The organism is Acidimicrobiales bacterium (genome assembly GCA_025455885.1).
Lineage (GTDB): Bacteria > Actinomycetota > Acidimicrobiia > Acidimicrobiales > Acidimicrobilacustridaceae > Rhabdothermincola_A.
In genome coordinates, this window is record JALOLR010000009.1 from 39,067 (window position 1) to 64,201 (window position 25,135).

Below are 25,135 nucleotides of genomic sequence, written 5' to 3' on the forward strand. Positions count from 1 at the left end.
ACGATACCGCAGGCCCTCGGAGCCGCCCAACCGGTGCCGGGCGGTCGCGCCCGTCACGGGTAGGTGCGCAGCTCCACCACGTTGCCGTCCGGGTCACGCACGTAGACCCCCGTCCCCCACCCTCGGGCGCCGAAGAGGCGCCGGGGCCCGACGACCACGTCGAACGCCCCCGAGGCCGCCACCTCGGCCAGATCGGCGCCCTCGACGACGACGCACACGTGGTCGGCGTTCACCCCGCTGCGCTCGGTCTCCAAGAGGTCGATGATCGTGGTGTCGTCGAGGCGGACCGACAGGAACGGCGCCTCGCCGGCCTCCCACTCGGCGAGGCGGACCGGCTCCGCGCCGAGCAACCCCTCCCACCAGGCCAGCGCCCGCCGGGCATCGGCCACGTTGAGCACCACGTGGTCGAGTCCGGTGACGCGCAGCATCAGCCCAGGGTAGGACCGGCCCGGCGGTCGTCGCATCCCTCCTGGCGCGACCCCGGCGTCGGGTTCAGCGGGAGCTCTTCAGGCACAGGGTCGTGCGGTTGTCGTCGAGCGGCAGCGGCCGGGTGTCGGGCGGGCACGGTCGGGGCGTGGCCACGATCGAGGAGACCACCGCCGAGTTCCCGGTGCCGCAGCTCACCTTCACCGGCTGGGGCCCGGTGTCGAGCGCCGCCACGAGCAGGCACGACCCGACCGGGAACGTGGGCTGGGTGGTGGGCGGCGACGGCGTCGGGCCGGCGTCGTCCTGTTGGGTGGCGTAGGCGCTCACCACCAGGATGCCGATGAGCACCGCGGCGATCACCACCACCGGGAGGAACCGGAAGAACGGCGCATGGGCCTCCGCCACGACGATCCCCGACGGCTCCCAGTCCGGCGGGCGCCGCGGCGGACCCGCCGCCTCGCCCTGCACCGGGCCGGGAACCGTCGCGCCGCGGGCCAGCATCCGGTCGTACTCGGCACGCCGCGCCGGGTCGCGCAACACGTTCCAGGCCGCGTTGGCCGCCTTGATGGTGGTGTCGGCGCGCGCTCGACGCAGCGGGTCGTCGGCCTGGCGGCGGTCCGGGTGGTTGGCCTTGGCCAGCCGGACATAGGCCTGGCGGATGTCGTCCGTCGAGGCCCCCGGCGAGACCCCCAGCACCTCGTAGTGCGTGCCCACTCGACGCCATCTCCCTCGCGGCCCGCCCCCAGCGTAGGTGGGCCCGCCGGAGCCGCCACCGGGGCCCCAGGGATGTTTTTCGTACTTTTCATTACTTTTCACTTGATTCCAGACACACCGTCCGGGAGGATGCCGGCATGGGACACCGGGTCAGGGTGGTGCACGACGACGACGGTCGGCTGATGGCGGTGAAGTCGCCGCCCCCCGACGACCCCGACCGGACCCGGAGGGAAGTCGGCCTCCTCCGCGGCGTCCACCACCCCGGCGTGGTCGAGCTGGTCGACGGGGAGGACGACGACGCCACGGTCCGCACCCGCTGGGTGGGCGCCCGCACCGTGGCCGACCTGCCTCGTCCCCTCGACCCACCCCGGGCCGCCGGGATGGTGCTGGCGGTGGCGGCGACCATCGCCGACCTGCACGCCGCCGGCGTGGTGCACGGCAACCTCGACCCCACCCACGTCCTGCTCGACCCCTACGGCCGACCGGTGCTGTGCGGCTTCGGCGAAGCCCGGCGCCTCGACGCCGCCGACCCGCCCCGGCCCTCCACCGACGTCGCCGGCCTGGGGGCGTTGCTCGCCACGCTGCTCGCTCCGGCCGACGAGGACCCTGCGGCGGACGCACCGCCCGTGCCCCGCCTCCGCCGGCGGCGCAGCGTGCCGGAACGGGCCCTGCTCGCCGTCGCCCGCCACGCCACGGTCGACGACCCGGCCGGGCGGCCCGGGCTGCGGGCCTTCACCGACGCGGTGCACAAGGCCGCCCCCGACGCCCGCCTGGCCACCGGCGGTCCCCCCCGACCCGAGGCCCCGGCGGCGTCGACCACCCCCGCCGCCCACGGCGACCTCGACCCGCTCGTCAGCCTCCTCGCCGAACCGACGGGGGGACCGACGATCGACCCCCCACCGGGCGACGGCGCCGCCCCGAGTCGGGCGGAGCACGACGACGAGACCGGCTTCTGGGACGAGCTCGAGAGGCTGCGCCCCGCGGACGACCCCGACCGTGTCCACCGCCGTCGCCAGTGGTGGGGCGCCGGGGTCACTGCCGTGGGCCTCGCCGTGCTCGGGTTCGTCGGCATGTCCGCCGCCACCGGCGACCCGACCCCGCAGCCGGGGGCGACACCGGACACCACCGTCGCCGCCCCCTCGCCGGCGGCGGCACCCCGCGCCGAGACCGGCACCACCGGGCCGACGGTCCCGAGCACATCGAGCACCACCCCCACCACGGCGCCCGTCGTGGCGGTCGTCCCGGGCGAGGCGGTCACCGTGGAGCGGGACGGCCGCCGCTTCGCGGTCGGCGACCCCGGCGACCTCGTGCTCGTCGGCGACTGGCGCTGCGACGGCCGTCAGCTCGCCGCCGCCTACCGGCCGTCGACGGGTTCGCTGTTCGTGTTCGACGCCTGGCCCGAGGTCGGTGACCGCCTCGACACCGCGGCGGTCACGGCGTTCCCGGACGGGACGGCGCTCGCCCCCGGTCCGGCCGACGCCGACGGGTGCGCGACCCTCGTCATCGAGCGGGGTCCCGAACCGGCGGCGGTGCTCGGACCGGAGGAGCTCCGGTGACCCGCCCGCCCACGGCCCGCGCCCCGCTCCCCACCCACCCGGCCGCTCCTCCCGTCGCGCGCCGCATCGCCGGGCTGACCCTCGTGGCGGCGATCGTCGGCCTCGGAGCGGTCACCGCACTGCTGTGGTGGAGCGGGAACGCGCTGCCCCCGCCGACCACGCTCGACGAACGGGGCGTGGCCGAGTGGCTCGGCACCACCGATCCGGTGGTGGCCGCCTTCGCGCTCGTCCGCCTCGCCGGCCTGGCGGCGGCGGCCTGGATCGCGATGACCGGCACGGCGTCCCTGCTCGTCCACCTCAGCCGGCTCCGGAGGATCCGTTGGCTGCGCCGCCTGGTCGACCGCCTGTGCCTCCCCGTGGTGCGGCGTCTGGTGCACGGGGTGGCCGGCGTGACCCTGGCTGCGGCGACGCTGGCGCCCGGCGCAGCCGGCGCCGTCACCGCCCCGACGCCGCCCGCCCGCGTCGAGACCGCCTTCCTCGTCGCCGTCGAGGGGCCCAACGGTGCACGAGAGCCCGTCCCGACCGCCGACCGGGCCCGGATCGTGAGCCTCGACCCGGCCCCCACTGCACCGGCCCCCGCTGCGCCGACGCCCGCGAGTCCCGCGTCGGCCCCGCCTCCGTCGCCCGCCCCGGCGGCCGGCGAGACCTGGGAGATCCGCCGCGGCGACCACCTGTGGCACGTCGCCGAGGCCACGCTGGCCCGCCGCCACGGCACCGCCCCCACCGACGCCGAGACCGCCGGCTATCTGGCGGTCCTGCACCAGGCCAACCGCGATCGCCTGCTCGTGCCCGACGACCCCGACCTCGTCGTCGCCGGGCAGGTCATGACCCTCCCACCCACGACGCATCCCGGACCGGGCTGAACGTCAACGCAGGCGGACGGCCACCTCGTTGGCCAACAGGCGACCCGGGACGGTGAGGCGCAGCCGCCCGCCCGACTCCTCGACGAGACCGTCGAGCAGCTCGCGGTCCTCGACCGCGAGCGCGTCGACCGGGACGCCGGCGGTGGTGCGCAGCGCCAGCTGGAGCGCCTCGACGCGCCGGCGCCGCGGTTCGAGCTCCTCCGCCGCCGCTTCCGTGGGTGCCCCCGCCTCGACCGCGTCGATGTAGCGATCCGGGGTGCGCACGTTCCACCACCGCCGCCCGGCGAGATGGGAGTGGGCGGCGCAGCCGAAACCCAGGTAGTCGCCCTGGTCCCAGTAGAGCTCGTTGTGCCGGCAGCGGTGCCCCGGCTTCGCCCAGTTCGAGATCTCGTACCACTCGAGGCCGGCCCCCCCGAGCACCTCGGTGGCGAGGAGGTACTTGTCGGCCTGGTCGTCGTCGTCGGGATGGCGTTCGACGTCGTCGGCCAGCGGCGTGCCGGGCTCGACGGTGAGGCCGTAGGCGCTCACGTGAGGCGGGTCGAGGGCCACGACGGCATCGAGGGTGCGAGCCCACTGCTCGAGCGTCTCGCCCGCGCCGCCGTAGATGACGTCGAGGTTGACGTTGGTGATGCCCACCGCCCGGGCCGCGGCCACGCTGCGCTCCACGTTGGCCGGGTCATGGGTGCGGCCCAGCGCGGCGAGGACCTCCGGGACCATCGACTGCACCCCGAACGAGACGCGGTTCACCCCACCCTCGACATAGGTCGCGAGGAGCGCCTCGTCGACCGTGTCGGGGTTGCACTCCACGGTCACCTCCGCACCGGGGCGGCGGGGGATCTCGGCCAGCACGGCCGTCAGCCCGGCCGCGGGCACCATCGACGGAGTGCCACCCCCGACGAAGATCGACGACACCTCGCCGAGGCGCCCGTCGTCACGGTGCCGGGCGATGTCGGTGGTCAGCGCCCGCAGGTACGGCTCGGTCAGGTGGTGGCGGTCGGTCCAGGTGGCGAAGGCGCAGTAGTCGCACCGGGCCGCACAGAACGGGATGTGGACGTAGGCGCCGAACGGACGGGCGTCGGGCGACGCCGACATCAACCGTTGTGCCCGAGACCCAGGTCGTCGAGCCGGTCGCCGGCCAGATCGGGGCCGACACCGAGGATGCAGGCGATGGCCCGCAGGTCGTCCTTGCGGATCGTGAGCACCCGGCCGTTGAAGTCCTGGCGCTGCACCTGGATCATCGTGAGGTAGCGGTTGAGCATGTCGGCCTCGGGCCCGCTCAGGTCCTCGAGGCGACGCAGGTCGATGGTGAACGAGCGGTCGTCGAACATCCCGGCGGCGGCCGGCGCGGCGTCGGGGAACCCGGGGCTCTCGTCGGCAGGCAGGAGCTGGTCGACGGGGACGCTGTAGAAGCGGGCCAGGCGCTGGAGCCTCGGAACGGAGATGGCCCGCTCACCGCGCTCGTAGGCGCCGAGGACCGACGCCTTGAACTCCAGCTCGGAGTTCGCCTCGACCTCCTGGAGGCTCAGACGCTTCTGCCGACGGATCGCCCGGAGGCGGTCGCCCACCTTGCGACTGTAGGTGGTGGTCATCTCCCCCGTCGCCGACTCGCTCATCGAAAGGACTCCTTCGCGCCTCTGCAGGCTCGCCCGGGCACGCACGCCCGGGGCCCAGCCACCCATTGTGGCCCAAGAATCACCACGGAGGGTGGTTTCGTGAGGATTTCACGGCTCACCGGTGCCGGCCACCAGCCCCTCCCGCAGCGCCGCGAACACGGCACCGGCGGCGATGGCGGCGGTCTCGGCCCGCAACACGGTGGGCGCGAAGCCCACCCTCGCCGGGAGCCGACTCCGCTCCTCGGGCGACCACCCCCCCTCGGGGCCCACGAGCACGAGGGCGGAGCCCGGCCGAGGCGGCGGCCCGCCCGGGTCGGCGGCCACCGCGTCGGGACGGGCGATGACCTCGTCGAACGTCGTCACCGGCTCGACCTCCGCCAACCACGTGCGACGGCTCTGCATGGCCGCCTCCCGAGCGATCCGGGCCAGCCGCTCGGCCTGGCGGGCGCCCTTGGCGTCGTCCCAGCGCACGACGGATCGGTCGGCGACGAAGGGCACGATGCGGTCGACCCCGAGCTCGGTGAGCTTCTGCACGACGAGGTCGGGCCGAGCTCCCTTCACCAGCGCGAAGGCCACGGCCAGAGAGGGCTGGGGAACCGGATCGGCGACGACCTCGCCGTCCACGGCGAGCAAGGATCCGAACCGGCACCACCGCCACCGGCCGGCGCCGTCGGTCACGCTCACCGGATCGCCGTCACGCACCCGCCGCACCCGTTCGAGGTGGTGACGGTCGTCGGCGTCGAGCTCCGGGTGCTCGACATCGGCCACGATCACGTGCGGCGCCGCTCCCCCCGGGCGGTGCAGCGGCACGGCTACTTGAACGCCGACTTGAGCCGGGTGAAGACCCCGCCCTCGGGCGGGGCGACCTCGTGGCCGCGCAGCTCGGCGAGCTGTTGGAGCAGCGCGACCTCCTCATCGCTGAGGTCCGTGGGCGTCTCGACCACGATCTGCACGATCAGGTCGCCCCGGCCCCTCCCCTGGAGGTGTGGGACGCCCTTGCCCCGGTACCGGACCGTGCGTCCGGTCTGGGTGCCGGCGACGAGGTCGAGGTCTTCCTCGCCGTCGAGGGTGTCGAACGTGAGCCGGGCCCCGAGCGCCGCCTGGGTCATCGGCACGTACAGGTCGAGGAGGAGGTCGTCGCCGTGGCGGGTGAACACCTCGTGAGGTGCGACCCGTACGTGCACGTAGAGGTCGCCGACCCCGCCGCCCCGGGGCCCGACGGCACCGCGACCGCTGAGGCGCAGGGTGGCCCCGCTGTCGACACCGGCGGGGACGTCGACGGTGAGCGTGCGCTCCTCGACGACCCGTCCCTCGCCCCGACAGCGCGGGCAGGGTGTGGGGACGACCGATCCCATGCCCGAGCACCGCGGGCACGGACCGGCGGTGACCATCTGGCCGAGGATCGACTGGCGCACTCGACGCACCTGGCCGGCCCCGTCGCACTCGCTGCAGGTCTCGACGCCGGTGCCCGGCGCCGCCCCGGTGGCTTCGCAGTCGTCGCACGGGACCGCCGTGCGGACGGTGACCGGCGCCTCGACGCCGAACACGGCGTCGGCGAACTCGAGGTCGACGACGACCTCGAGGTCCGATCCGCGAGGTGGCCCGGACGGGCCGCTCGCCGCGCCGCCACCGAACGGGCTGCCGCCGGTGAAGAACATGTCGAAGATGTCCCCCAGACCCCCGCCGCCGCCGAAGGGAGAGCCCCCCGGGCCGGCCTCGCCGAACCTGTCGTACTGGCGGCGCCGGTCGGGGTCGGAGAGCGTCTCGTACGCGACGGCGATCTGCTTGAAGCGGGCCTCCGCCTCGACGTCACCGGGGTTGGCGTCGGGGTGGAGCTGGCGGGCGAGGCGCCGGTAGGACCGCTTGATCTCGTCGGGGTCGGCGTCGCGGGTGACGCCGAGCAGCTCGTAGTAGTCGGCCACCGCTCAGCCCTCGCTCAGCTGACGGCCCAGGCGGTTGCTGACCACGGCCACCGCCGCCAACGCCTGGTCGTAGTGCATGCGGGTGGGTCCGAGCACGCCGATGGAGCCCGCCGTCTCGCCGTCGACCAGGTAGGGGGCGACGACCAGGGAGCAGTCGGAGAGCGCCTGGTTGCCGGTCTCGGTGCCGATGGCCACCGAGAGTCCACGGTCGAGAACGTCCTCGAGGAGGCTGACCACCACGAGCTGCTGCTCGAGGATGCGCAGGATCTCGCTCACGGTGTCGACGGCGTCGAAGGCGGCGGCCATCTGGGCGGTGCCGCCGATGAACACCTGGTCGTCGTGACGGTGCTCGCCCCGCAGCTCGACCAGCGCGGCGTGCACGACGTCGGCCACCCCGGGACCGGCGTCCCCGTGCTCCGGTCCGTCGAGGTCGATCGAGGCCGCCGCGGCGAGCGTCTGGCCGACCAGGATCGACCCGAGGCGCACCCCGGCGGCGTTGACGACCAGCTCGTCGACGTCGCCGTCGAGGTCGATCGTGTGCTTCTCGAGGGCACCGTTGGACAGCACGAGGACGGCGAGCACGACCCGGGGCGCCAACGACACGAGCTGCACCGACTTGATGGTGGCCACCTCGTGGGGCGGCCCCACCACCACCGCCGCGTACTGGGTCAGCTTGGACAGCAGCCGGGTGGTGTCGGACAGCATCTCCTCGAGCTCACCGTGGGTCCGGGAGAAGAACGACCGCACCTGCTGGGCCTCGGTCGACCCGAGCCGACCGGGTCCGCCCAGCTGGTCGACGAAGAAGCGGTACCCCTTCTCGGTGGGCACCCGCCCGGCGCTCGTGTGGGGCTGGGTGAGGTACCCCTCGGCCTCCAGGGCGGCCATGTCGTTGCGCACCGTGGCCGAGGACACGCCGACCTCGGGCGACCGGGCCACGTGCCCGGAACCGACCGGCTGGGCGGTCTCGATGTACTCCGTCACCACCGCCCGCAGGACGGTGGCCTTGCGATCGTCGAGCATGGCGTCCTCTGGTTCGGAGGATCGGCGACCGAGCGGTCGGCCGTCCCTGCATGGTACCGGTCGACCCACCCGGCCAGCAGACGCAGGGCGCGAGTGCCAGCCCGGACGGGGGCGCGCGCTCAGTCCTCGAGGCGGAGCGCGGACACGAAGGCCTCCTGGGGCACCTCGACCCGCCCGATGTTCTTCATGCGCTTCTTGCCCTCCTTCTGCTTCTCGAGCAGCTTGCGCTTGCGGCTGATGTCGCCGCCGTAGCACTTCGCGAGGACGTCCTTTCGCTTGGCCTTCACCGTCTCGCGGGCGATGATGCGCCCGCCGATGGCCGCCTGGATGGGCACGTCGAAGAGCTGGCGGGGGATCAGCTCCTTGAGCTTCTCGGTCATGCGCAGGCCGTAGGCGTAGGCCTTGTCCTTGTGCACGATCATGCTGAAGGCGTCGACGGGCACCGAGTTGAGGAGGATGTCGACCTTCACCAGGTTCGACCGCCGGTAGCCCGACGGCTCGTAGTCGAGGCTGGCGTAGCCCTGGGTGCGGCTCTTGAGCTGGTCGAAGAAGTCGGTCACCACCTCGGCGAGCGGCGTCTCGTAGACGAGCTCCATCCGCTCCGGGGACAGGTACTCGAGCTTGACCATCTCGCCCCGCCGGTTCTGGCACAGCTCCATGAGCGCACCGGTGTAGGTGGTCGGGGTGAGGATCGTGGTGGTGAGGAACGGCTCCTCGATGTGGTCGACCTCGGTCGCCGGCGGCAGCTCGCTGGGGTTGTCGATCGTGACCGTCTCGCCGTTGACCTTGTGCACGATGTACTGCACCGACGGCGCGGTGGCGATGAGCGAGAGGTTGAACTCGCGCTCGAGGCGCTCCCGGACGATCTCCATGTGCAGGAGCCCGAGGAACCCGCAGCGGAACCCGAAGCCGAGGGCACCGGAGCTCTCGGGCTGGAACGTGTACGACGAGTCGTTCAGCCGGAGCTTGTCGAGCGCCTCGCGAAGGGCCGGGAACTCGTCACCGTCGATCGGGTAGAGCCCGCAGAAGACCATCGGCTTGGGCTCCTGGTAGCCCTCGAGCGCCGGCGCCGGTGACGCCAGGGTGGTCACGGTCTCGCCGGAGCGGGCCTCGCCCACGTCCTTGATGCCCGCGATCAGGTAGCCCACCTCCCCCGCGCCGAGGCCCGCCACGGGCGTCGGGTCGGGGGTGCGCACCCCCACCTCGTCGGCGTCGTGCACCGCGCCGGCCTGCACGAAGCGCAGCCGGCTGCCGGTCGACAGCACCCCGTTCACGACCCGCACCGACGACACGACCCCGCGGTACTGGTCGAAGTGGGAGTCGAAGATCAGGCCCTGCAGGTCGGCGTCCGGGTCGCCCTCGGGGGGCGGGACCCGCTCGACGACCGCATCGAGCAGGGCCTCGACGCCCTCGCCGGTCTTGGCGCTGACGCGCAGGATCTCGTCGGCGGGGAGGCCGAGGACCTTCTCGATCTCCTCGGCGTAGCGGTCCGGGTCGGCGGCGGGCAGGTCGATCTTGTTGAGGGCGGCGACGATCTCGAGGTCGTGCTCGAGGGCCAGGTAGCAGTTGGCCAGCGTCTGGGCCTCGATGCCCTGGGCGGCGTCGACGAGCAGGATCGCCCCTTCGCAGGCGGCCAGCGAGCGGCTCACCTCGTAGCCGAAGTCGACGTGGCCGGGCGTGTCGATCAGGTGGACGACGTGGTCCCGGTGCTCGAGGCGCACGCTCTGCAGCTTGATGGTGATGCCCCGCTCTCGCTCGATGTCCATCGAGTCGAGGTACTGGGCCCGCATGTCGCGTGGGTCGACCGCGCCGCACAGCTCGAGCAGGCGGTCCGCCAGGGTGGACTTGCCGTGGTCGATGTGGGCGATGATGCAGACGTTGCGGTAGCGCTCGAGGGTGGCCAACGGGGATCCGACGATCTCTTCGTGCTCAGGGGGACGAGCGCCGACGCCGGTGCGTCAGGCCCGGGGCGAGCCTACCGGTGGGCCCGGGGTGTGACGTGGGTGGCCCCGGCCGCTATCATCGCGTCTTCGTGTCCGGGCCCTGCCGCCCGGCCCTCCCCACAGCACCCCTCGCACCGCCCCTCGCACCGAAGGTCTCCACGTGGCCAACATCAAGAGCCAGATCAAGCGCAACAAGCAGAACGAGCGGCGTCGCCTGCGCAACAAGGCGGTGCGCTCCGAGCTGAAGACCCGCACCAAGCGGGCCGAGACCGCCGCCGCCGAGGGCTCCGACGACGCCACCGAGGCGCTGCGCGAGGCCATCAAGCGGATCGACAAGGCCGCCAGCAAGGGCGTGATCCACAAGAACCAGGCCGCCCGGCGCAAGAGTCGGCTGGTCAAGCGGATCTCCACCGCCGACGCCGCCGAGTAGCAGCCGGCCGCTCCCGGCCACCGCACCACCGCTCACCGACCGGAGCCTCGTGCTCCGGTCGTGTCGCGCCCGGGCCCGAGCTCAGCGCCGCGAGGCCGCCCGGGTGCGCCCGGCGAGGCGGGCCACCAGCACCTCGACCACCACGTCGGGCGGCCACGCCCTGGCCCCGTGCAGGTCGAGGTCGGCCCGGGCCAGCAACTCGACCACCTCGGCCAGGCGGTCCGAGCCCAACCGCTCGGCGCCGGTGAGCGCCTTCTTGGCGGGGAACGTGCTGCCCTTGATGCCGAGCACCTCGGCGGCCGCCTTCTCGCCGCGCACGTCCGGGTCGTCGAGGCGCAGCATCCGCAGGTAGTGGTTCGTGAGGGTGGCCATCACCTGCAATGGGTGCCGGCCGCCGCCGTCGAGCATCCGGTGCAACATGTCGAGAGCCCGGGGCACGTCCCCGGCGTCGATGGCGTCGGTGAGGTCCCAGGGGGCGACGTCGCCCGCACCGCCGAGGTAGGGCTCGACGTCGTCACGACCGACCCGGGCTCCCTCCCCGAAGACGCCGGCGAGGGTCACCAGGAGGGCGGGCAGGCGCCCGAGGTCGTCGCCGAGGGTGTCGACCACCGCGGCCCGGGCGGCCGCGTCGAGGACCACCGACGCGTCGCGGAGCTGGTCGTCCACCCAGGTCGTCCGGGCCTTCCCCCGGCCGGGAGCGGTGTCGACCACGACCCCGCCGGCCCCGCTGACGGCATCGGCGAGGCTGCGCGGGACGTTGCCGAGCCGGCCCTGCCGGCCGGGTCGGTCGTCCTTCTCCCACACCAGCACGAGGGCCGTGCTCGGCAGGGGATCGTCGAGGTAGGCGACCAGCGGCGCGACCGCTTCCTTGGTGGTGAAGACCGCAGCGTGGCGGGCGACCACCACCCGACGGTCGGTGAGGAACGGCGGCGTCTGGGCGGCGTCGACGAGCGGCGCGACGTCGAAGGCCCCGGCGTCGCGTTCGAACGCGTCCGCGGTGAGCTCCTCGACCATCAGTGAGCGGTCCCCGTCGCCCACGAGCTCGCGCACCAGGTCGACCGCAGCCGTCTCGAGCAGCACCTCGTCCGAGCCCTTCAACAGATAGACCGGGAGTGCGGTGTCGACGTTCATGCGGCGGCGAGCACCGCCGACATGGTGTCGGCCACGCGGCGGCCGTCGCGGGCGTCGTGGGACCGCAGGATGCGACAGCCCAGGGCGATGCCGAGCGCGTGGGCGGCCATCGTGCCCATCTGGGCCTCGGAGCGATCGACGCCCAGGAGCGTCCACAGGAACCGCTTGTTGGAGGCCGAGAGGAACACCGGGTACCCGAGCTCGGCCAGGCGATCCGACGCCCGCAGCAGCACCAACGACTGGGCTTCGGACTTGCCGAGGTCGAGCCCGGCGTCGACCATGATCCGCTCGCGCGGGATGCCGGCGACCCGGGCCCGCTCGGCCCGGTCGGCGAGGAAGGCGCACACCTCGCCCACGAGGTCGTCGTAGTGCGGGTCGGGGTCGGGGACCCGCGGCGCCAGGCGGATGTGGGTGGCCACCACCGACGCGCCGGCGGCGGCGCACACGTCGAGGTAGTCCGGGTCGGCGAACCCGCTGATGTCGTTGCCGACGCACGCCCCGGCCTCGAAGCACGCCGCGGCCACGGACGCCCGCCAGGTGTCGACCGAGAGCGGGAGGTCGAACCGGCTGCGCAGCGCCTCGACGGCCGGGACGACCCGGTCGAGCTCCTGAGCCTCGGTGACCTCCTCCCCCGGGCCGGCCTTCACGCCCCCCACGTCGAGGAAGTCGGCGCCGTCGACGACGAGTTGCTCGGCCTTGCGGAGGAAGGCGTCGAACTCGTAGTAGGCGCCCTGGTCGTAGAACGAGTCCGGTGTGCGGTTCAGGATGCCCATCACCACGGCCCGGGTGGTGATGTCGAAGCGGGTCGTCCCGAGGTCGAGGAACACGCGCCGGACCCTACCGTCGGTCCGACGCGTCACCGCGGCGACCCGTCGGGGTCCGTGGCGACGTCGACGTCGACGTCGACGTCGAGGCGGGGCTGGGTGGCCTGCACGTCGAGGGTGAGCCCGGCGAGGCCGACCCGACCCGGGTCGGGCGTCACGGCCCCGGGGATGCGGTGCCCCGGTGGCGCCCAGACCACGCCCAGGTCGACGCGCTCGTCGAGCGCGGCGAGTGCGGCGGCGGTACGGCTGCCCCCCGATCGGGCGACGACCAGGGCGACCTCCTCGACCCCGCGATCGCGCAGCGCGGCGAGGAGCGGGGCGGCGGCGACCGTCCCGTCCACCACCAGGACGGTGAGCGTGTCGCCCGAGGCGCCGTCGGCCGAGACCCAGAGCTGACCGCCCGCCACCTCCACGGGCCCCTCGGGCCGCAGCCCCGTCGCCGTCGAGCAGGCATGGACCGGCACGGCCACCAGGAGGAGCGCGACGACGGTCGCGAGGGCCCGGCGGCCCCGGCGGGCGGCGAGGACCGACACCCCGAGCCCGGCGGCGACCGCGGCCACGCCGACCGACCCGAGGCCGCCGAGGGGGAGATCGGCCGCCCAGCGGGCCACCGCCGCCACCCAGCCGATGCCCAGGCCGGTCGGCCACTGCAGCACGGCGGCCACCGGCCCGCCGGCGACGCCCGCCACCAGACCGGCGCTGCAGCCCCACATCATCACCAGCCCTGCGACGGGCTCGGCGAGGAGGTTGGCCGGGATCGCGGCCACCGGCATCGGGCCGAACGTGGGGATGAGCACCGGGGCCACCCCGGCCTGGGCGGCGAGGGTGACGGCCAGGGGCAGGACGACGAACCGGGGCCCGGGGATCGCCGCCGCCAACGGCGCGGCCAGGAAGAGGATGCCCGCCGACGCCGCCACCGAGAGGCGGAATCCGACGGCGTGGACGAGGAAGGGGTCGGCCACGACGAGCGCGGCGACGGCGAGGGCCAGGACGCGAACCCCGGATGCTGCACGACCGAGGGCCACCGCGAGCGCCGCGAGCCCGGCCATGACCGTGGCCCGCAGCACCGACGGCTCGAACCGGGTGACGGAGGCGAAGACGACCAGCAACGCCACCGTCGCCGCGAGACGGGTTCGGCGGTCGAACCCACGCAGCAGCGGACCGGCCACGACGAGGACGAACGCCACGTTCTGACCGGACACGACGAGCAGGTGCTGGAGGCCGGCGGCATCGAAGTCGTCGGCCACCTCCGGGGGCTGGCCACGGTCGTCGCCGAGCACGAAGCCGAGGAACAGCGCCCGCTGGTCGTCGGGCAAGGGCTCGGCACCGCGACGCAGCACGGACCGCACGCCGTTGGCCAGCCGTCCCAGCGGCCCGCCCTCCCGCCAACCCCCGACCTCGTCGACGACGAGGCGGCCGACCACGTGGCGGGCGGTCAGCCACGGCATGTCCCGGATCGGCTCGATCCGGCCGACGACGTCGACGTGCTGCCCCGCCGAACGGTCGGAGAGGCGGGCGCCGGCCGCCCCGGGAGCGAACGCCTCGAACCGGCGACCGCCGGCGACCACCTCCACCCGCCAGCCCCCGTTCCGGGCCTCCGGGTCACGGGCCAGGGTGACCGCCCCCCGGTACGGCGCGGGATCAGGAGGCGTCATGCCCGTCCAGGCCTGAGCGGCGAGCGACGAGGCCAGCAACGCTCCCGCCGCCCACACCAGCGCCACCCGGCGTGAGGCGAGCGCGGCGAGGGACACACCCACCGCCCCCACCACGGGGACCGCGACCGCGGCGAACGCACCGACGACCACCGCCCCGGCCAGCACGACCGCCCCGACGTCGTCGAGCTGTCCGGGCCGGCCCTGGAGGCCCAACCAGTCCAGGGCGCGACGCGACCGGTCGATGACGCTCACCCCACGGTCACGAGATCGCGCAGCGCCTCGAGCTTCGCCGGTCCGATGCCACGCACCTCGAGGAGGTCGTCGACCCGGGAGAACGGGCCGTTGGCCTCGCGGTGGGCGACGATCGCCGAGGCCGTGCTCGGCCCCACCCCGGGAAGGACGTCGAGCTCCGATTCGGTCGCCGCGTTCAGGTCCACCGGTCCCCCCGCCGTCGGCGAGGTGCCACCACCGGCCGCGCCCGCCGTGCCTGCACCGTCGGCCGCACCCACCGGTGCGGGCACCGCGGCCTCGCCGAGCCGGGGCACGTAGAGCCGCTGACCGTCGGCGACGAGGGCGGCCAGGTTGACCCGGTCGAGGTCGGCATCGGGGCCCGGACCACCGGCCGCCGCCAGCACGTCGGCGACCCGGGACCCGCCGGGGAGGCGGTGCACACCGGGCCTGACCACCGCACCGGCGGCGTGGACGACGACCGCCGTGGTCGTGGTGGGCGCACCGGCCGTGCCGCCCGGCCCGAGGACGTCACCGGTCCCGTCGACGGCCGTCGTGAACGGGAGGCTCAGGGGCGGCCCCTGCGCGGCGGTCGACCCCCCACCGACGACGCCGGTGACCCACAGCACCAGCCCGACGAGCACCACCAGGCCGACCGCCACGGCCACGACCACGCCGCCGGGACGCTCGACCACGGCGGGCCAGCGGGCGACGACCATCTCCCGGGCCCGGTCGACCCACCACGGTCGGACCAGCTCACCGTCGGCGGGCCGACCCGGCGAGGGCTCACGGCGAAGGGCCTCGAGCGCGGCGAGCGAGCGCTCGTCGACCGGGCCGTGCGGTTGGGGCTCGGACACGGCTCCCCCGAACGGGATCGGGCGGCCACCCGACGGTGGTCCACCACGGCATCTCTCGGGGGAGGACGGGCGACGGCGCCGAGGGCGCCGGCCCGGAGGCGCAGACTACGACGACGGCGCGACGGGCGAAAGGGCCCGCTAGAAGAGCACGGTCGTCAGGCGCTTGCGGTAGACGGCGGTGCGGGGGTCGTCCGGGCCCAGCAGCTCGAGCAGGTCGACGTACTGCTGACGGGCGTCGTCGTCGTCCTTGACGACCGCCAGCAGCTCGTCCAGCCGGGCCTCCACCTCGTCGGCGGAGGTGAACCCCCCGCCGCTCCGGGCCAACGCGGCGACGCGCCGGATGGCCGGCGTCTCGGGCACGCGGGCCAACAGCTCGAGGGCTTCGTCGTTGCGCTCGTCGGCGACGAGGACCTCGGCGAGATCGGCGATCACGTCGGCGTTGTCGGGCTCGAGCTCCAGCGCCGTGCGCAGCGACGCCTCGTCGCCGGCCTCCCGTAGCAGGTCGACCTCGCTGGGGGCCGCGCCCCCGTCGAGCCGATCGACGAACGCCTGGACCTCGGCAGGGCCCTGTGCGCCGATGAACGAGTCGACGACCTTGCCCTCCTGGACGGCGAACACCGCAGGGATGCTCTGCACACGGAACGCCTGCGAGGTGGCGGGGTTCTCGTCGACGTTCACCTTGACCAGCACCACCCGGCCCTCCGTGGCGTCGACGGCCGCCTCGATGATCGGGCCGAGCGTCGTGCACGGGCCGCACCACGGCGCCCACAGGTCGACGACCACCGGGGTCGTCATCGACCGCTCGAGCACGTCGGCCTGGAAGGTCTGGTCGGTCACGTCGATGGCTGCCACGACACCACGATACGGGGGCGGGGGACCCACCCCCACGGGTGCGACCCCGGTCGGCGGCCGCCGGTAGGTTGGCCGGGAGACCGGAACGACCGAGGGGGGACGTTGGCCGACACCGTGGAAGGGATCGACGTCGAGGCCGTCACCGCCTGGCTCGCGCCCCGCGTCGAGCGCCTCACCCCGCCGCTGTCGTTCTCGCTCATCCCGGGGGGCCATTCGAACCTCACCTACCTCGTGACCGACACGGACGGCCGCCGTTGGGTCCTGCGCCGCCCGCCCCTCGGCCTCGTGCTGGCCACCGCCCACGACATGGGTCGCGAGCACCGCATCATCACCGCCCTGCGGGGACACGTCCCCGTAGCCCCGGTCGTGGGCCTCAGCGCCGACGACGCCGTCAACGGGGCGCCGTTCTACGTCATGGACTTCGTCGACGGCGAGGTCGTCCGCGACGTCGCCGCCGCCGAGGCCCTCACCCCCGCCCAGCGGCACCGTGCCGGCGAGTCGCTGGTGGAGGTGCTCGCCGCCATCCACGCCGTCGACGTCGACGCGGTCGGCCTCGGCGACCTCGGACGCCGGGAGGCCTACCTGGAACGCCAGCTGCGGCGCTGGCACGGCCAGTGGGAGACGTCCCGTACCCGAGACCTGCCGGTGGTCGACGACGTCCACCGGCGCCTCGTCGAGAGCGTCCCGGACCAGGGCCCCGCCACGATCGTCCACGGCGACTACCGGCTCGACAACTGCATCCTGGGACCCGACGGGTCGGTCGCCGCGGTCCTCGACTGGGAGCTGTGCACCCTCGGCGACCCGCTCGCCGACCTCGGCCTGCTCTGCGTCTACTGGGCCGACCCCGGTGAGCCCACCCACTCCGGGATGCCCGCCGCGACGACCGTGGACGGCTTCGCCACCAAGGCCGAGCTCGTCCACCGCTACGCCGAGCTGACCGGTCGCGACGTCGCCCACATCGGCTACTACGTCGCGTTCGGGTACTGGAAGCTGGCCTGCATCATCCAGGGGGTCTTCGCCCGCTACGCCGCCGGGGCGATGGGCGACCGGGGCGACACCGGCGAGTTCGACGTCTTCGGCCGGCAGGTCGAGATGCTCGCCGACGCCGCCGAACAGGCGCTCGAGGCCATCGACTGAACCGAGCTCCCCGGGGATGCGCCGTGCCCCGGGCCCGGGCGTCGGTACTGTTCGCCTGGTGACCGCCGTCCTCGCCGTCTGCCTCGCTCTCGCCGTCGTCGCCGCCGTCTGGCTGGGCGCCCGCTCCTCGCGCCTGTCGACCCGGCTCGCCGAGGCCACCGGGAAGGTCACCTCCCTCGAGGAGGCTGCCGAGGCGGCCGAGGCGGAGCGCTCGTCCCTGGCTGCCTCGCTGGCGACCTCGACCGCCGACGCCACCGAGGCCACCTCCCGCGCCGACGCGGCGGACGCCGCTCGCCGGAACGCCGAGACCGACCTCGCCGCGGCGAGGGAGGCCACCGCCGCCGCCGAGGCACGAGCCGTCGAGGCCGAGACCCGCCGCGAGGAGGCCGACGACCGGTCGTCGGCGGCCACCGCGGCGCTCGAGCAGGCCCTCGCCGAACGATCGGACCCCCGTCCGGAGGGATGGAGCGGGCCCGAGCCCGAGGTGCTGTGGGCGCTGGAGCGGACGCGCACCGAGCGGACGTGGCGCACGAGCGTGGCCGCCGACCCGACCTCGAGCGCCTTCGAACCCGCCCAGGACGTCCTGCGCCGAGCCGTGGAGATCGACCTCGCCGCGCTCCGCGAGGAGGTCGGCGTCGAGTTCGCCCTCACCTGGGACGTCGACGTCGAGCTCCCCCACCTCACCTCCCTCGCCGTGCTGCGCACCACCCAGGAGCTCGTGGCGGCGGCCACCCGACTCGCCGACGAGGCCACGGTGTCGGTGGCGACGAACGACGGCGACATCGTGATCACGCTCCTCGAGGCGAACGGCGACGCCGGTCGCTTCGCCGACCTGGCCACCGAGCTGGCCACCGACCTCGACGGGCCGGGCCTCGAGGCCGTGCCGGGCGGTGTGCGGCTGGCGGGGGCCGTCCCCGCCCCTCCGACGTGACCGGCCGCCCCCCGACGGGGACGACACCTCGGCCGCCCGCGTGCGAGGGTGGGCGGCAGTGAGCGAGCTCTTCGAACTGCGCAGCCGACCCGATGTCGACGCCCCCGTCCTGGTGATGTGCCTCGACGGGTGGATCGACGCCGGTCTGGCGGCCACCAACGCCCTCGGCACCGTGCTGGAGGTGCTCGACACCGAGACCGTCGCCGTGTTCGACGCCGACCGCCTGCTCGACCACCGCTCGCGTCGCCCGATCATGCACCTCGACGACGGGGTCAACACCGGGCTGACCTGGCCGTCGATCGAGCTGCGGCTCGCCGTCGACCTCGACGGCAACGACGTGCTGTTCCTGGTCGGGGCCGAGCCCGACCACGTCTGGCAGGCGTTCTCCCGGGCCGTGGTCGACCTCGCCCTCGAGTTCGACTGCCGGATGGTGCTCGGTCTGGGCGCCTACCCGGCGCCCACCCCGCACACCCGTCCGACCCGGCTCGTGTCGACCTCCGCCGATCCCGAACGGGTACGACAGGTGGGGGTCACCCACGGCCGGATCGACGTGCCCGCCGGGGTGCACGCCGCCATCGAGCACCAGTGCCACGAGGTGGGGTTGCCGGCGATCGGCCTGTGGGCGCAGATCCCGCACTACGCCGCCGCCATGCCCTACCCGGCCGGCGCGGTGGCGCTGGTGGAGGGCCTCTGGACCGTCGGGGGCCTCCGGTTCCGCATGGGATCGCTGCGCGAGGACGCGGCGACCACCCACGAACGCCTCGAGAGCCTCGTCGCCAACAGCGACGAGCACGTGCAGATGGTGCAACAGCTCGAGGCCCACGTCGACGCCATCGAGTCGGTGACCGACGGCCCCCTCCCCTCGGGCGACGACCTCGCCGCCGAAGTGGAGCGCTTCCTGCGCGACCAGTAGCTCAGCCGGCGACGAGGTTGACCAGCTGGGGCGGCCGGGCGACGACCTTGCGGGGCGGGTTGCCCCCGAGGAACGGCTGCACCTTCTCGCTGGCCAGGGCGAGGCGTTCGGCCTCGGCGGCGTCGATGCCCGACGGCACCTCGATGCGATCCCGCACCTTGCCGTTGACCTGCACGACCATGGTCACGGTGTCGACGACGAGCAGCGCCGGGTCGGCCTGCGGCCAGGGCTGTTCGTGCACGTGGCCGCCTCGGCGCCGCTGCCACAGCTCGGCGGTGATGTGGGGCGCCATGGGGGCCATCAGCTCGAGGAGCGTGTCGACGGCGAAGGCCAGCGTCAGGTCGCGGGGCCCGTCGGGCGACTGCACGTAGCGGTAGAGCTCGTTCGTGAACTCCATGAACGCCGCCACGGTGGTGTTGTAGGACCATCGTTCGAGGTCGTCGTCGACCTTGGCGATGAGGCGGTGCGTGGCCCGGAGCACGTCGAGGTCGGCGTCGGTGGCGTCCCGGGCGACCGGAGGGTTCCCGGCGTCGCCGGTCCCCAACCGCCAGACACGGTGCAGGAACCGCGCGCAGCCCTCGATGCCGACGCCCTCCCAGTCGACGTCGTCCTGAGGAGGCCCGACGAAGAGGTGGGCCAGGCGGAGGGCGTCGGCGCCCTCCCGGTCGAGGATCTCCTCGGGCGCCACGAGGTTGCCCTTCGACTTCGACATCTTGTCGCCCCCGAGGCGGATCATCCCCTGGGTGAAGAGGCGGGCGAAGGGCTCGCGGAGGTCCTTCGGGGCCACGCCGAGGTCGGCGAGGGCCTTGGTGAAGAACCGGGCGTACATCAGGTGGAGGATGGCGTGCTCGACCCCGCCGATGTACTGATCGACGGGGAGCCATCCGGCGACCGCGTCGGACGAGAACGGCTCGCGTTCGTTCCAGGGGTCGGCGAAGCGCAGGAAGTACCAGGACGAGTCGACGAAGGTGTCCATGGTGTCGGTCTCGCGCGTCGCCGGACCCCCGCACGACGGGCAGGTGGTGTGCAGGAAGCCGTCGTGGTGGCGCAGGGGGGACTCGCCGGTGGGGAGGAACTCGACGTCGTCGGGCGCCAGCACGGGAAGCTGGTCGTCGGGCACGGGCACGATGCCGCACCCGTCGCAGTACACGATCGGGATCGGACAGCCCCAGAACCGTTGCCGGCTCACCAACCAGTCGCGGAGGCGGTAGTTGACCGTGCCCTCCCCGATGCCCTCCCGTTCGAGGAACTCGATCGCCGAGGCGATGGCCTCGGCCTTGCCCATACCGTCCATCCACCCGCTGTTGACGTGCACGCCGTCACCGGTCCAGGCCTCGCCCTCCCACCCGTCGGGGGGCTGGATCGTCCGCACGATCGGCAGGTCGTGCACACGGGCGAAGTCCCAGTCGCGTTGGTCCTCGGCGGGCACCGCCATGATGGCCCCGGTGCCGTAGCCCATGAGCACGTAGTCGGCGAGGTAGAGCGGGACGGGCGACCGGGTGAAGGGGTTCAGGACGTGCGCGCCGGTGAAGATGCCCCGCTTGTCGAGCGACCCCTCCGACGACATGCGTTCGACGTCGCTGGACTGCCCCGCAGCGAGGACGAAGGCGTCGACGTCCGCCCGGCGGTCGTCGGGCACGATCTCGGCGACGAGCGGGTGCTCGGGGGCCATCACCGCGTAGGTCATCCCGAAGGAGGTGTCGGGGCGGGTGGTGAACACCCGCACGCAGAGGCCGTCGGGGCGGGCGACACCGTCGGCGTCGGTGACCAGCAGGTCGAACTCGGCCCCCTCCGAGCGCCCGATCCAGTTGCGCTGCATGACCTTGACCCGCTCGGGCCAGTCGAGCGCCTCGAGGTCGTCGAGCAGCTCGTCGGCGTAGTCGGTGATCTTCAGGAACCACTGTTCGAGGTCGCGCTTGACGACGGCGTCGCCGGAGCGCTCGCACGTGCCGTCGGCGAGGACCTGCTCGTTGGCCAGCACGGTCTGGCAACCGGGGCACCAGTTCACCGGGGCGTTGCGCCGGTAGGCCAGGCCGGCCTCGAGGAAGCGCAGGAAGATCCACTGCGTCCAGCGCTGGTACCCCGGGTCGTGGCTGGTGAGGAGGCGCCGCCAGTCGTAGACCGCCCCGATCCGCACGATCGATCGCCGCAGCTCCTCGATGCGCTCGTCGGTGAACTCGCGGGGGTGACGTCCGGTGCGGATGGCGGCGTTCTCGGCAGGCAACCCGAAGCTGTCGAAGCCCATCGGCGAGAGGACGGCATAGCCCTTCATGGTGCGCGAGCGCACGATGAGGTCGCCGAACGTGTAGTTGCGGACGTGGCCCATGTGGGCGGCGCCGCTCGGGTACGGGTACATGCACAGCGTGTACCAGTGCGGCCGCGGGTCGTCGTTGTCGACGTCGTACGTGCCGTGCTCGGCCCACCAGGCCTGCCACTTCGCCTCGATCGCCTGGGGGTCGTAGCCGTCAGCCATGGCGCAGGATCCTACGGGATGGGGTGCCCCCACCCTCCGGGGCGATCGCGCGCCAGTTCGGGCCCCGGGAGATTTTGCGGCCCCCGGTCGTGCCGGTACAGTCGAGGGTCCCCAAGGGGCTATAGCTCAGTTGGTAGAGCGCTTCCATGGCATGGAAGAGGTCAGGAGTTCGATTCTCCTTAGCTCCACTCCGCGGCGGGCGGCCGGGCACCGTCGACCGACGCTCCGAGCACAGCGGGATCGACTCAGGTCCGCCAGTCGACGACGGGGACGTCGCCCCAGAGGCGCTCGAGGTCGTAGAACTCCCGCTCGGTGTCGAGCAGGACGTGCACGACGAAGTCGCCGTAGTCGAGCAGCACCCAACGGTTGGTGTCGCCACCCTCGACGCGACGGGGCTTGGGGCCACCGGCGTCTCGCACCTGCTCCTCGACCTCCTCGGCCAGCGCCCGCACGAGCCGGGTGTTGGTCGCGCCGGTGATGACGAACCACCCGGTGACCGAGAGCACCGCGCCGACGTCGAGGACGACGGTCGGCTCGTCGGTCTTGGACGCCGCCGCCCTCGCTGCGACCTTCACCCACTCGAGCGGATCGGGGGTGTCGGCCTCAGCCACCGGAGCCGCCGAACCCGGAGGCGGCCGACGTCGTGCCGGCGGGCGGTTCGATCCCGGGGACGCCGAACCCGTCCTCGCCCAGCACGACGGTCACCTGCACGGCGCTGCGCTCCTCGCTGCGCACCAGCTCGCCGACCCCGAGGGCGGCGCGCATCCGCTCGGCCGCGGCCAGATCGGCGTCGTCGAAGTAGATGATCTGCGACACCGGGTCGCCGAAGACCGGGGCGTTGCCGATCACCTCGACCTGGCCGGAGGCCGCCCCGAGCGTGACCGCGGCGGTGGTGCCGTGATCGAGGCGGCCGGTGGAGTCGAGGACCCGCAGCGTGGTGCGTCCGCCCGGCGGGCCGGCCGGGAACGGGACGAGCTCGGCGATGGTCGCATCGATGGCCTCGGGCTGGGGCCGGTAGAGCTCGGGAGGCCCCGGGCTGGCCTGGGTGACGGGGAGGGTCACGAACCGGACCTGACCGGCACCGAGCGCCCCGAGGAAGCGCCCCAGCCCCTGCTCGACGGGTTGGGGGACGCTCTGCAGTCCGGCCGCGCCGGTGGCGGTGATCCACGCCCGCCAGAACGACTCCACGCGGACGAGGCGGGCGAGGTCGGTCTCGTCGGGGCCGATGGCCCCGAGGAACGTCGAGACCTGCTCCGCGGGCACGCCGATCGAACCCCTGGGGAAGAGGATCTGACCATCGGGGCCGACGGCGGCGTCGGGGCTGTTGATCGCGAGCGGCGAGACGGGGGCCAGGAGGGCGGTCCACTGCTCCGGGCGGATCACCTGGGTGTCCGTGAAGCTCAGGTTGAGCAGGGCGCTCACGTTGTCGCGGACGGCGTCCTCGCCGAGCGCGAACCAGAGGTACGACAGCGTGACCTCGCCGATGGGGAGGGTGACGATCGTCTCGACCGGGACCTGCAGCACGGCGCCACTCGTGTCGCCGCTCAGGATGAGCACCGCCAGGCCCTGGAGCTCGTTCGACGCGTCGACGGTCATCACCAGCTCGGAGGGCGTGGGCTCGACGATGGCCTCCCAGCCCGGGGCGGTGGGGTCGGTGATGCGGGGGACCAGGCGGCCGTCGTTGCTGTCGAGCAGCACCTGGACGCCCGCCCAGACGAGCACCGGGATGGCGACGACGAGCGCCACCATGGTCACGGGGAAGCCGAACCGCCACCAGAGCGACCGCTGCGGCGCGGTGGGGGCCGCAGGGGGCGCACCGTCGCCGCCACTCCCCCTCCCTTGCTCGTCGGGGCGCCGGACCGGCGCCGGTTCCTCGGGGCCGTCCGTGCCGGGCAGCGGTGTTCGGGTGGGACTGGTCATGGGCTCGGCCAACCATAGAGGCGTCGCCGATCGATCTCGGCGATCACGGCGGGCGGCACGAGCACGTCGAGGGGCCGTCCGGAGGCCACGCGGTCGCGCAACTCGGAGCTCGACACGTCGAGCCGGGGGACCGACACGTGGACGAAGCGCCAGCCGGCGGGCGGCGGGGGTGACGGCAGCCCGGGGCGGTCGACGAGCACGAAGGTGGCCAGCGCGGCCAGCTCGTCGGCGCGCTCCCAGGTGGGGAGGCCGGCGGCGGCGTCGGCGCCCACGATGACGAACCACTCGGTGCCCGGCTCGGCGGCCCGCAGGGCGAGGAGGGTGTCGACGGTGTAGGTCGGTCCACCCCGCTCGACCTCGAGGCCCGACGCCACCACGCCGACGAGGGGGCCCACCGCCGCCTCGACGAGGGCGAGGCGATCGGCGGCCGGCGTCACGGGTCGGCTGCCCACCTTCTGCCACGGTTCGTTCGCCACCACGAGCCGCACCTCGTCGAGGTGGAGGACGTCCCGTACCTCAACCGCGGTGGCCAGATGGCCGATGTGAGGGGGATCGAACGTCCCCCCGAGGATGCCGACCCGGGCCGTGTCCTGGGCCATCGGCGGAGTCTACGGCGCCGTAACCGCTGGTCACGGCGCCGCCCGGCGGTCTCCGGGCGCCACCGTGGCGCCCACGGGTGACGGCCGGCGTCCCGCCGACGGCCACCAGGTGACACAGGTCACGTCTCAAACACGGAATCTTCGGGTACGGCCCTGCGGTTACACCTCTGTCATTTCCCCACGATTTACACCCGAGTTGGGAAGCTCGACCACCCCCGAGATTCGACCGGCGCAGGGCCCCCGCCCCGTCCCGGCATGGAGCATCAACGATGAGCGATTCAGTCGGCCAGTACCTCAACGAGATCGGCCTCGTCCCCCTGTTGACGGCCGAGGAGGAGCGCGAGCTCTCCCAGGTCATCGAGAAGGGCCGTGACGCCGCCGAGGCCCTCGACGCCGGTGAGACCGGTGTCGAGCTGAAGCGGGCCGTGCGCACCGCCGCCGCCGCCAAGGACCGGTTCATCCGGGCCAACCTGCGCCTCGTGGTGAGCATCGCCCGGCGCTACCCCCTTCCCCCCGGCATGGAGCTGCTCGACCTGATCCAGGAGGGCAACCTGGGCCTCGAGCACGCCGTCGACAAGTTCGACTGGCGCAAGGGCTTCAAGTTCTCCACCTACGCCACCTTCTGGATCCGCCAGGCCATCGGCCGGGCGCTCGACCAGAAGGCCAGCCTGGTGCGCCTCCCCGGCGACCGCTCGGCGAGCCTCCGTGCAGCCCTGCGCCAGGTCAGCGGCGACGGCGACGAGCTCGACGACGAGCACGCCCGTCTGCACCGTCTCACCACCCCGACCTCGCTCGACCGCACCATCGGCGACGACGACTCGAACGAGCTCATCGACCTGCTCCCCGACTCGCTCCCCGGGCCCGAGCAGATCGTCATGAACCGTCAGGACGAGCAGATGATCACCGACCTGCTGTCGGTGCTCGACGCTCGGGCCCGCTACGCCGTCGAGCAGCGCTTCGGGCTGAACGACGGGCGCAAGCGGTCCTACCGTGAGGTCGGTGAGGAGCTCGGCGTCACCGCCGAGGCCGCCCGCCGCCTCGTCAAGCGGGCCGTCACCGCGGTGCGCGACCAGGCCGCCGACCGCATCGACGCCGCCTGAGCGGACGGCACCGGCGAATCGGCTTTGC

The 25,135-nt window shown here is 73.6% G+C and carries 24 protein-coding genes and 1 tRNA gene; 8 read left to right on the top strand and 17 right to left on the bottom strand.

Features of this window, described 5'->3' with window-relative positions; genetic code table 11:
* Window positions 1-53: 53 nt before the first annotated feature.
* Together MUE36_09375 and MUE36_09380 are read right to left on the bottom strand one after the other, a co-directional pair.
* Window positions 54-428 (bottom strand): VOC family protein, encoded by a 375-nt coding sequence (locus MUE36_09375; GenBank protein MCU0311142.1) that lies wholly within the window; start codon window positions 426-428, stop codon window positions 54-56.
* Between the two features lie 64 nt (window positions 429-492).
* A complete protein-coding gene (locus MUE36_09380; GenBank protein ID MCU0311143.1) occupies window positions 493-1,140 on the bottom strand; it encodes a J domain-containing protein in 648 nt (215 codons plus the stop codon).
* Between the two features lie 137 nt (window positions 1,141-1,277).
* On the opposite strand from MUE36_09380, the gene MUE36_09385 reads away from it, so the two are divergent.
* Both MUE36_09385 and MUE36_09390 read left to right on the top strand, forming a co-directional pair.
* Window positions 1,278-2,696: a hypothetical protein gene (locus MUE36_09385; GenBank protein ID MCU0311144.1), complete on the top strand. Its 1,419-nt coding sequence runs from the start codon at window positions 1,278-1,280 to the stop codon at window positions 2,694-2,696.
* A complete protein-coding gene (locus MUE36_09390) occupies window positions 2,693-3,559 on the top strand; it encodes a hypothetical protein (protein MCU0311145.1) in 867 nt (288 codons plus the stop codon). The genes MUE36_09385 and MUE36_09390 overlap by 4 nt, the downstream gene beginning before the upstream one ends.
* Before the next feature lie 3 nt (window positions 3,560-3,562).
* Here the strand turns inward: MUE36_09390 and hemW are convergent, their stop codons facing one another.
* From hemW to lepA, 6 genes are all read right to left on the bottom strand, one after another.
* Window positions 3,563-4,651 (bottom strand): radical SAM family heme chaperone HemW, encoded by a 1,089-nt coding sequence (gene hemW / locus MUE36_09395; protein MCU0311146.1) that lies wholly within the window; start codon window positions 4,649-4,651, stop codon window positions 3,563-3,565.
* Window positions 4,651-5,172, bottom strand: coding sequence for a transcriptional regulator (locus tag MUE36_09400; protein MCU0311147.1), 522 nt, complete (start codon window positions 5,170-5,172; stop codon window positions 4,651-4,653). The genes hemW and MUE36_09400 overlap by 1 nt, the downstream gene beginning before the upstream one ends.
* Before the next feature lie 108 nt (window positions 5,173-5,280).
* Window positions 5,281-5,946, bottom strand: coding sequence for a 16S rRNA (uracil(1498)-N(3))-methyltransferase (locus tag MUE36_09405; protein MCU0311148.1), 666 nt, complete (start codon window positions 5,944-5,946; stop codon window positions 5,281-5,283).
* A 38-nt stretch (window positions 5,947-5,984) separates the two neighbouring features.
* Window positions 5,985-7,094 (bottom strand): molecular chaperone DnaJ, encoded by a 1,110-nt coding sequence (dnaJ, locus tag MUE36_09410; GenBank protein ID MCU0311149.1) that lies wholly within the window; start codon window positions 7,092-7,094, stop codon window positions 5,985-5,987.
* Window positions 7,095-7,097: 3 nt separating this feature from the next.
* A complete protein-coding gene (hrcA, locus tag MUE36_09415) occupies window positions 7,098-8,114 on the bottom strand; it encodes a heat-inducible transcriptional repressor HrcA (GenBank protein MCU0311150.1) in 1,017 nt (338 codons plus the stop codon).
* 119 nt (window positions 8,115-8,233) lie between these two features.
* Window positions 8,234-10,018, bottom strand: coding sequence for a translation elongation factor 4 (gene lepA / locus MUE36_09420; GenBank protein MCU0311151.1), 1,785 nt, complete (start codon window positions 10,016-10,018; stop codon window positions 8,234-8,236).
* 199 nt (window positions 10,019-10,217) lie between these two features.
* Here lepA and rpsT point away from each other — a divergent pair, with 199 nt between their 5' ends.
* Window positions 10,218-10,487: a 30S ribosomal protein S20 gene (gene rpsT, locus MUE36_09425; protein ID MCU0311152.1), complete on the top strand. Its 270-nt coding sequence runs from the start codon at window positions 10,218-10,220 to the stop codon at window positions 10,485-10,487.
* An 81-nt stretch (window positions 10,488-10,568) separates the two neighbouring features.
* On the opposite strand, the gene holA is transcribed toward rpsT, so the two are convergent.
* From holA to MUE36_09450, 5 genes are all read right to left on the bottom strand, one after another.
* Window positions 10,569-11,618: a DNA polymerase III subunit delta gene (gene holA, locus MUE36_09430; GenBank protein MCU0311153.1), complete on the bottom strand. Its 1,050-nt coding sequence runs from the start codon at window positions 11,616-11,618 to the stop codon at window positions 10,569-10,571.
* Window positions 11,615-12,445, bottom strand: coding sequence for a dihydropteroate synthase (gene folP / locus MUE36_09435; protein ID MCU0311154.1), 831 nt, complete (start codon window positions 12,443-12,445; stop codon window positions 11,615-11,617). The genes holA and folP overlap by 4 nt, the downstream gene beginning before the upstream one ends.
* Before the next feature lie 29 nt (window positions 12,446-12,474).
* Window positions 12,475-14,349 carry a ComEC/Rec2 family competence protein gene (locus MUE36_09440; protein MCU0311155.1) on the bottom strand — a complete coding sequence of 625 codons (1,875 nt, stop codon included), beginning with the start codon at window positions 14,347-14,349 and terminating at the stop codon, window positions 12,475-12,477.
* A complete protein-coding gene (locus MUE36_09445) occupies window positions 14,346-15,182 on the bottom strand; it encodes a helix-hairpin-helix domain-containing protein (GenBank protein ID MCU0311156.1) in 837 nt (278 codons plus the stop codon). The genes MUE36_09440 and MUE36_09445 overlap by 4 nt, the downstream gene beginning before the upstream one ends.
* Window positions 15,183-15,320: 138 nt before the next feature.
* Window positions 15,321-16,034 (bottom strand): tetratricopeptide repeat protein, encoded by a 714-nt coding sequence (locus tag MUE36_09450; protein MCU0311157.1) that lies wholly within the window; start codon window positions 16,032-16,034, stop codon window positions 15,321-15,323.
* A 102-nt stretch (window positions 16,035-16,136) separates the two neighbouring features.
* Between MUE36_09450 and MUE36_09455 the strand changes: the two genes are divergently transcribed.
* From MUE36_09455 to MUE36_09465, 3 genes are read left to right on the top strand one after another with little or no spacing between them, the layout of a single operon-like run.
* Complete coding sequence (locus tag MUE36_09455) at window positions 16,137-17,171, top strand: phosphotransferase family protein (protein MCU0311158.1); 1,035 nt, start codon at window positions 16,137-16,139, stop codon at window positions 17,169-17,171.
* Window positions 17,172-17,229: 58 nt separating this feature from the next.
* A complete protein-coding gene (locus MUE36_09460) occupies window positions 17,230-18,102 on the top strand; it encodes a hypothetical protein (GenBank protein ID MCU0311159.1) in 873 nt (290 codons plus the stop codon).
* A gap of 58 nt (window positions 18,103-18,160) precedes the next feature.
* On the top strand, window positions 18,161-19,015 hold the full coding sequence (locus MUE36_09465) for a PAC2 family protein (GenBank protein MCU0311160.1): 855 nt from the start codon (window positions 18,161-18,163) through the stop codon (window positions 19,013-19,015).
* Window position 19,016: 1 nt separating this feature from the next.
* Here MUE36_09465 and leuS read toward each other — a convergent pair whose 3' ends face one another.
* Entirely contained in the window at window positions 19,017-21,488 is a 2,472-nt protein-coding gene (gene leuS / locus MUE36_09470; protein ID MCU0311161.1) for a leucine--tRNA ligase, read from the bottom strand.
* 115 nt (window positions 21,489-21,603) lie between these two features.
* On the opposite strand from leuS, the gene MUE36_09475 reads away from it, so the two are divergent.
* Window positions 21,604-21,676 (top strand) — tRNA-Ala (locus MUE36_09475).
* A gap of 57 nt (window positions 21,677-21,733) precedes the next feature.
* Here MUE36_09475 and rsfS read toward each other — a convergent pair.
* The 3 genes from rsfS to nadD are packed head-to-tail and all read right to left on the bottom strand — an operon-like array spanning window position 21,734 to window position 24,007.
* A complete protein-coding gene (gene rsfS, locus MUE36_09480) occupies window positions 21,734-22,099 on the bottom strand; it encodes a ribosome silencing factor (GenBank protein ID MCU0311162.1) in 366 nt (121 codons plus the stop codon).
* A complete protein-coding gene (locus MUE36_09485) occupies window positions 22,092-23,408 on the bottom strand; it encodes a LytR C-terminal domain-containing protein (protein ID MCU0311163.1) in 1,317 nt (438 codons plus the stop codon). Before MUE36_09485 ends, rsfS begins: the two co-directional genes overlap by 8 nt.
* The gene (gene nadD / locus MUE36_09490) at window positions 23,405-24,007 is read right to left on the bottom strand and encodes a nicotinate-nucleotide adenylyltransferase (protein ID MCU0311164.1); all 603 of its coding nucleotides are present in this window, start codon (window positions 24,005-24,007) and stop codon (window positions 23,405-23,407) included. The genes MUE36_09485 and nadD overlap by 4 nt, the downstream gene beginning before the upstream one ends.
* Window positions 24,008-24,276: 269 nt before the next feature.
* Between nadD and MUE36_09495 the strand changes: the two genes are divergently transcribed.
* Window positions 24,277-25,107, top strand: a complete 831-nt coding sequence (locus MUE36_09495) for a sigma-70 family RNA polymerase sigma factor (protein ID MCU0311165.1) — start codon at window positions 24,277-24,279, stop codon at window positions 25,105-25,107.
* The last annotated feature ends 28 nt before the right edge of the window (window positions 25,108-25,135 follow it).

Bases quoted from the DNA above. Each gene is read 5' to 3' on its own strand.
- hrcA (MCU0311150.1), bottom strand. From the start codon at position 8,114: ATGCTCGACGATCGCAAGGCCACCGTCCTGCGGGCGGTGGTGACGGAG.
- MUE36_09375 (MCU0311142.1), bottom strand. From the start codon at position 428: ATGCTGCGCGTCACCGGACTCGACCACGTGGTGCTCAACGTGGCCGAT.
- leuS (MCU0311161.1), bottom strand. From the start codon at position 21,488: ATGGCTGACGGCTACGACCCCCAGGCGATCGAGGCGAAGTGGCAGGCC.
- hemW (MCU0311146.1), bottom strand. From the start codon at position 4,651: ATGTCGGCGTCGCCCGACGCCCGTCCGTTCGGCGCCTACGTCCACATC.
- MUE36_09485 (MCU0311163.1), bottom strand. From the start codon at position 23,408: ATGACCAGTCCCACCCGAACACCGCTGCCCGGCACGGACGGCCCCGAG.
- holA (MCU0311153.1), bottom strand. From the start codon at position 11,618: ATGAACGTCGACACCGCACTCCCGGTCTATCTGTTGAAGGGCTCGGAC.
- MUE36_09400 (MCU0311147.1), bottom strand. From the start codon at position 5,172: ATGAGCGAGTCGGCGACGGGGGAGATGACCACCACCTACAGTCGCAAG.
- MUE36_09385 (MCU0311144.1), top strand. From the start codon at position 1,278: ATGGGACACCGGGTCAGGGTGGTGCACGACGACGACGGTCGGCTGATG.
- MUE36_09495 (MCU0311165.1), top strand. From the start codon at position 24,277: ATGAGCGATTCAGTCGGCCAGTACCTCAACGAGATCGGCCTCGTCCCC.
- nadD (MCU0311164.1), bottom strand. From the start codon at position 24,007: ATGGCCCAGGACACGGCCCGGGTCGGCATCCTCGGGGGGACGTTCGAT.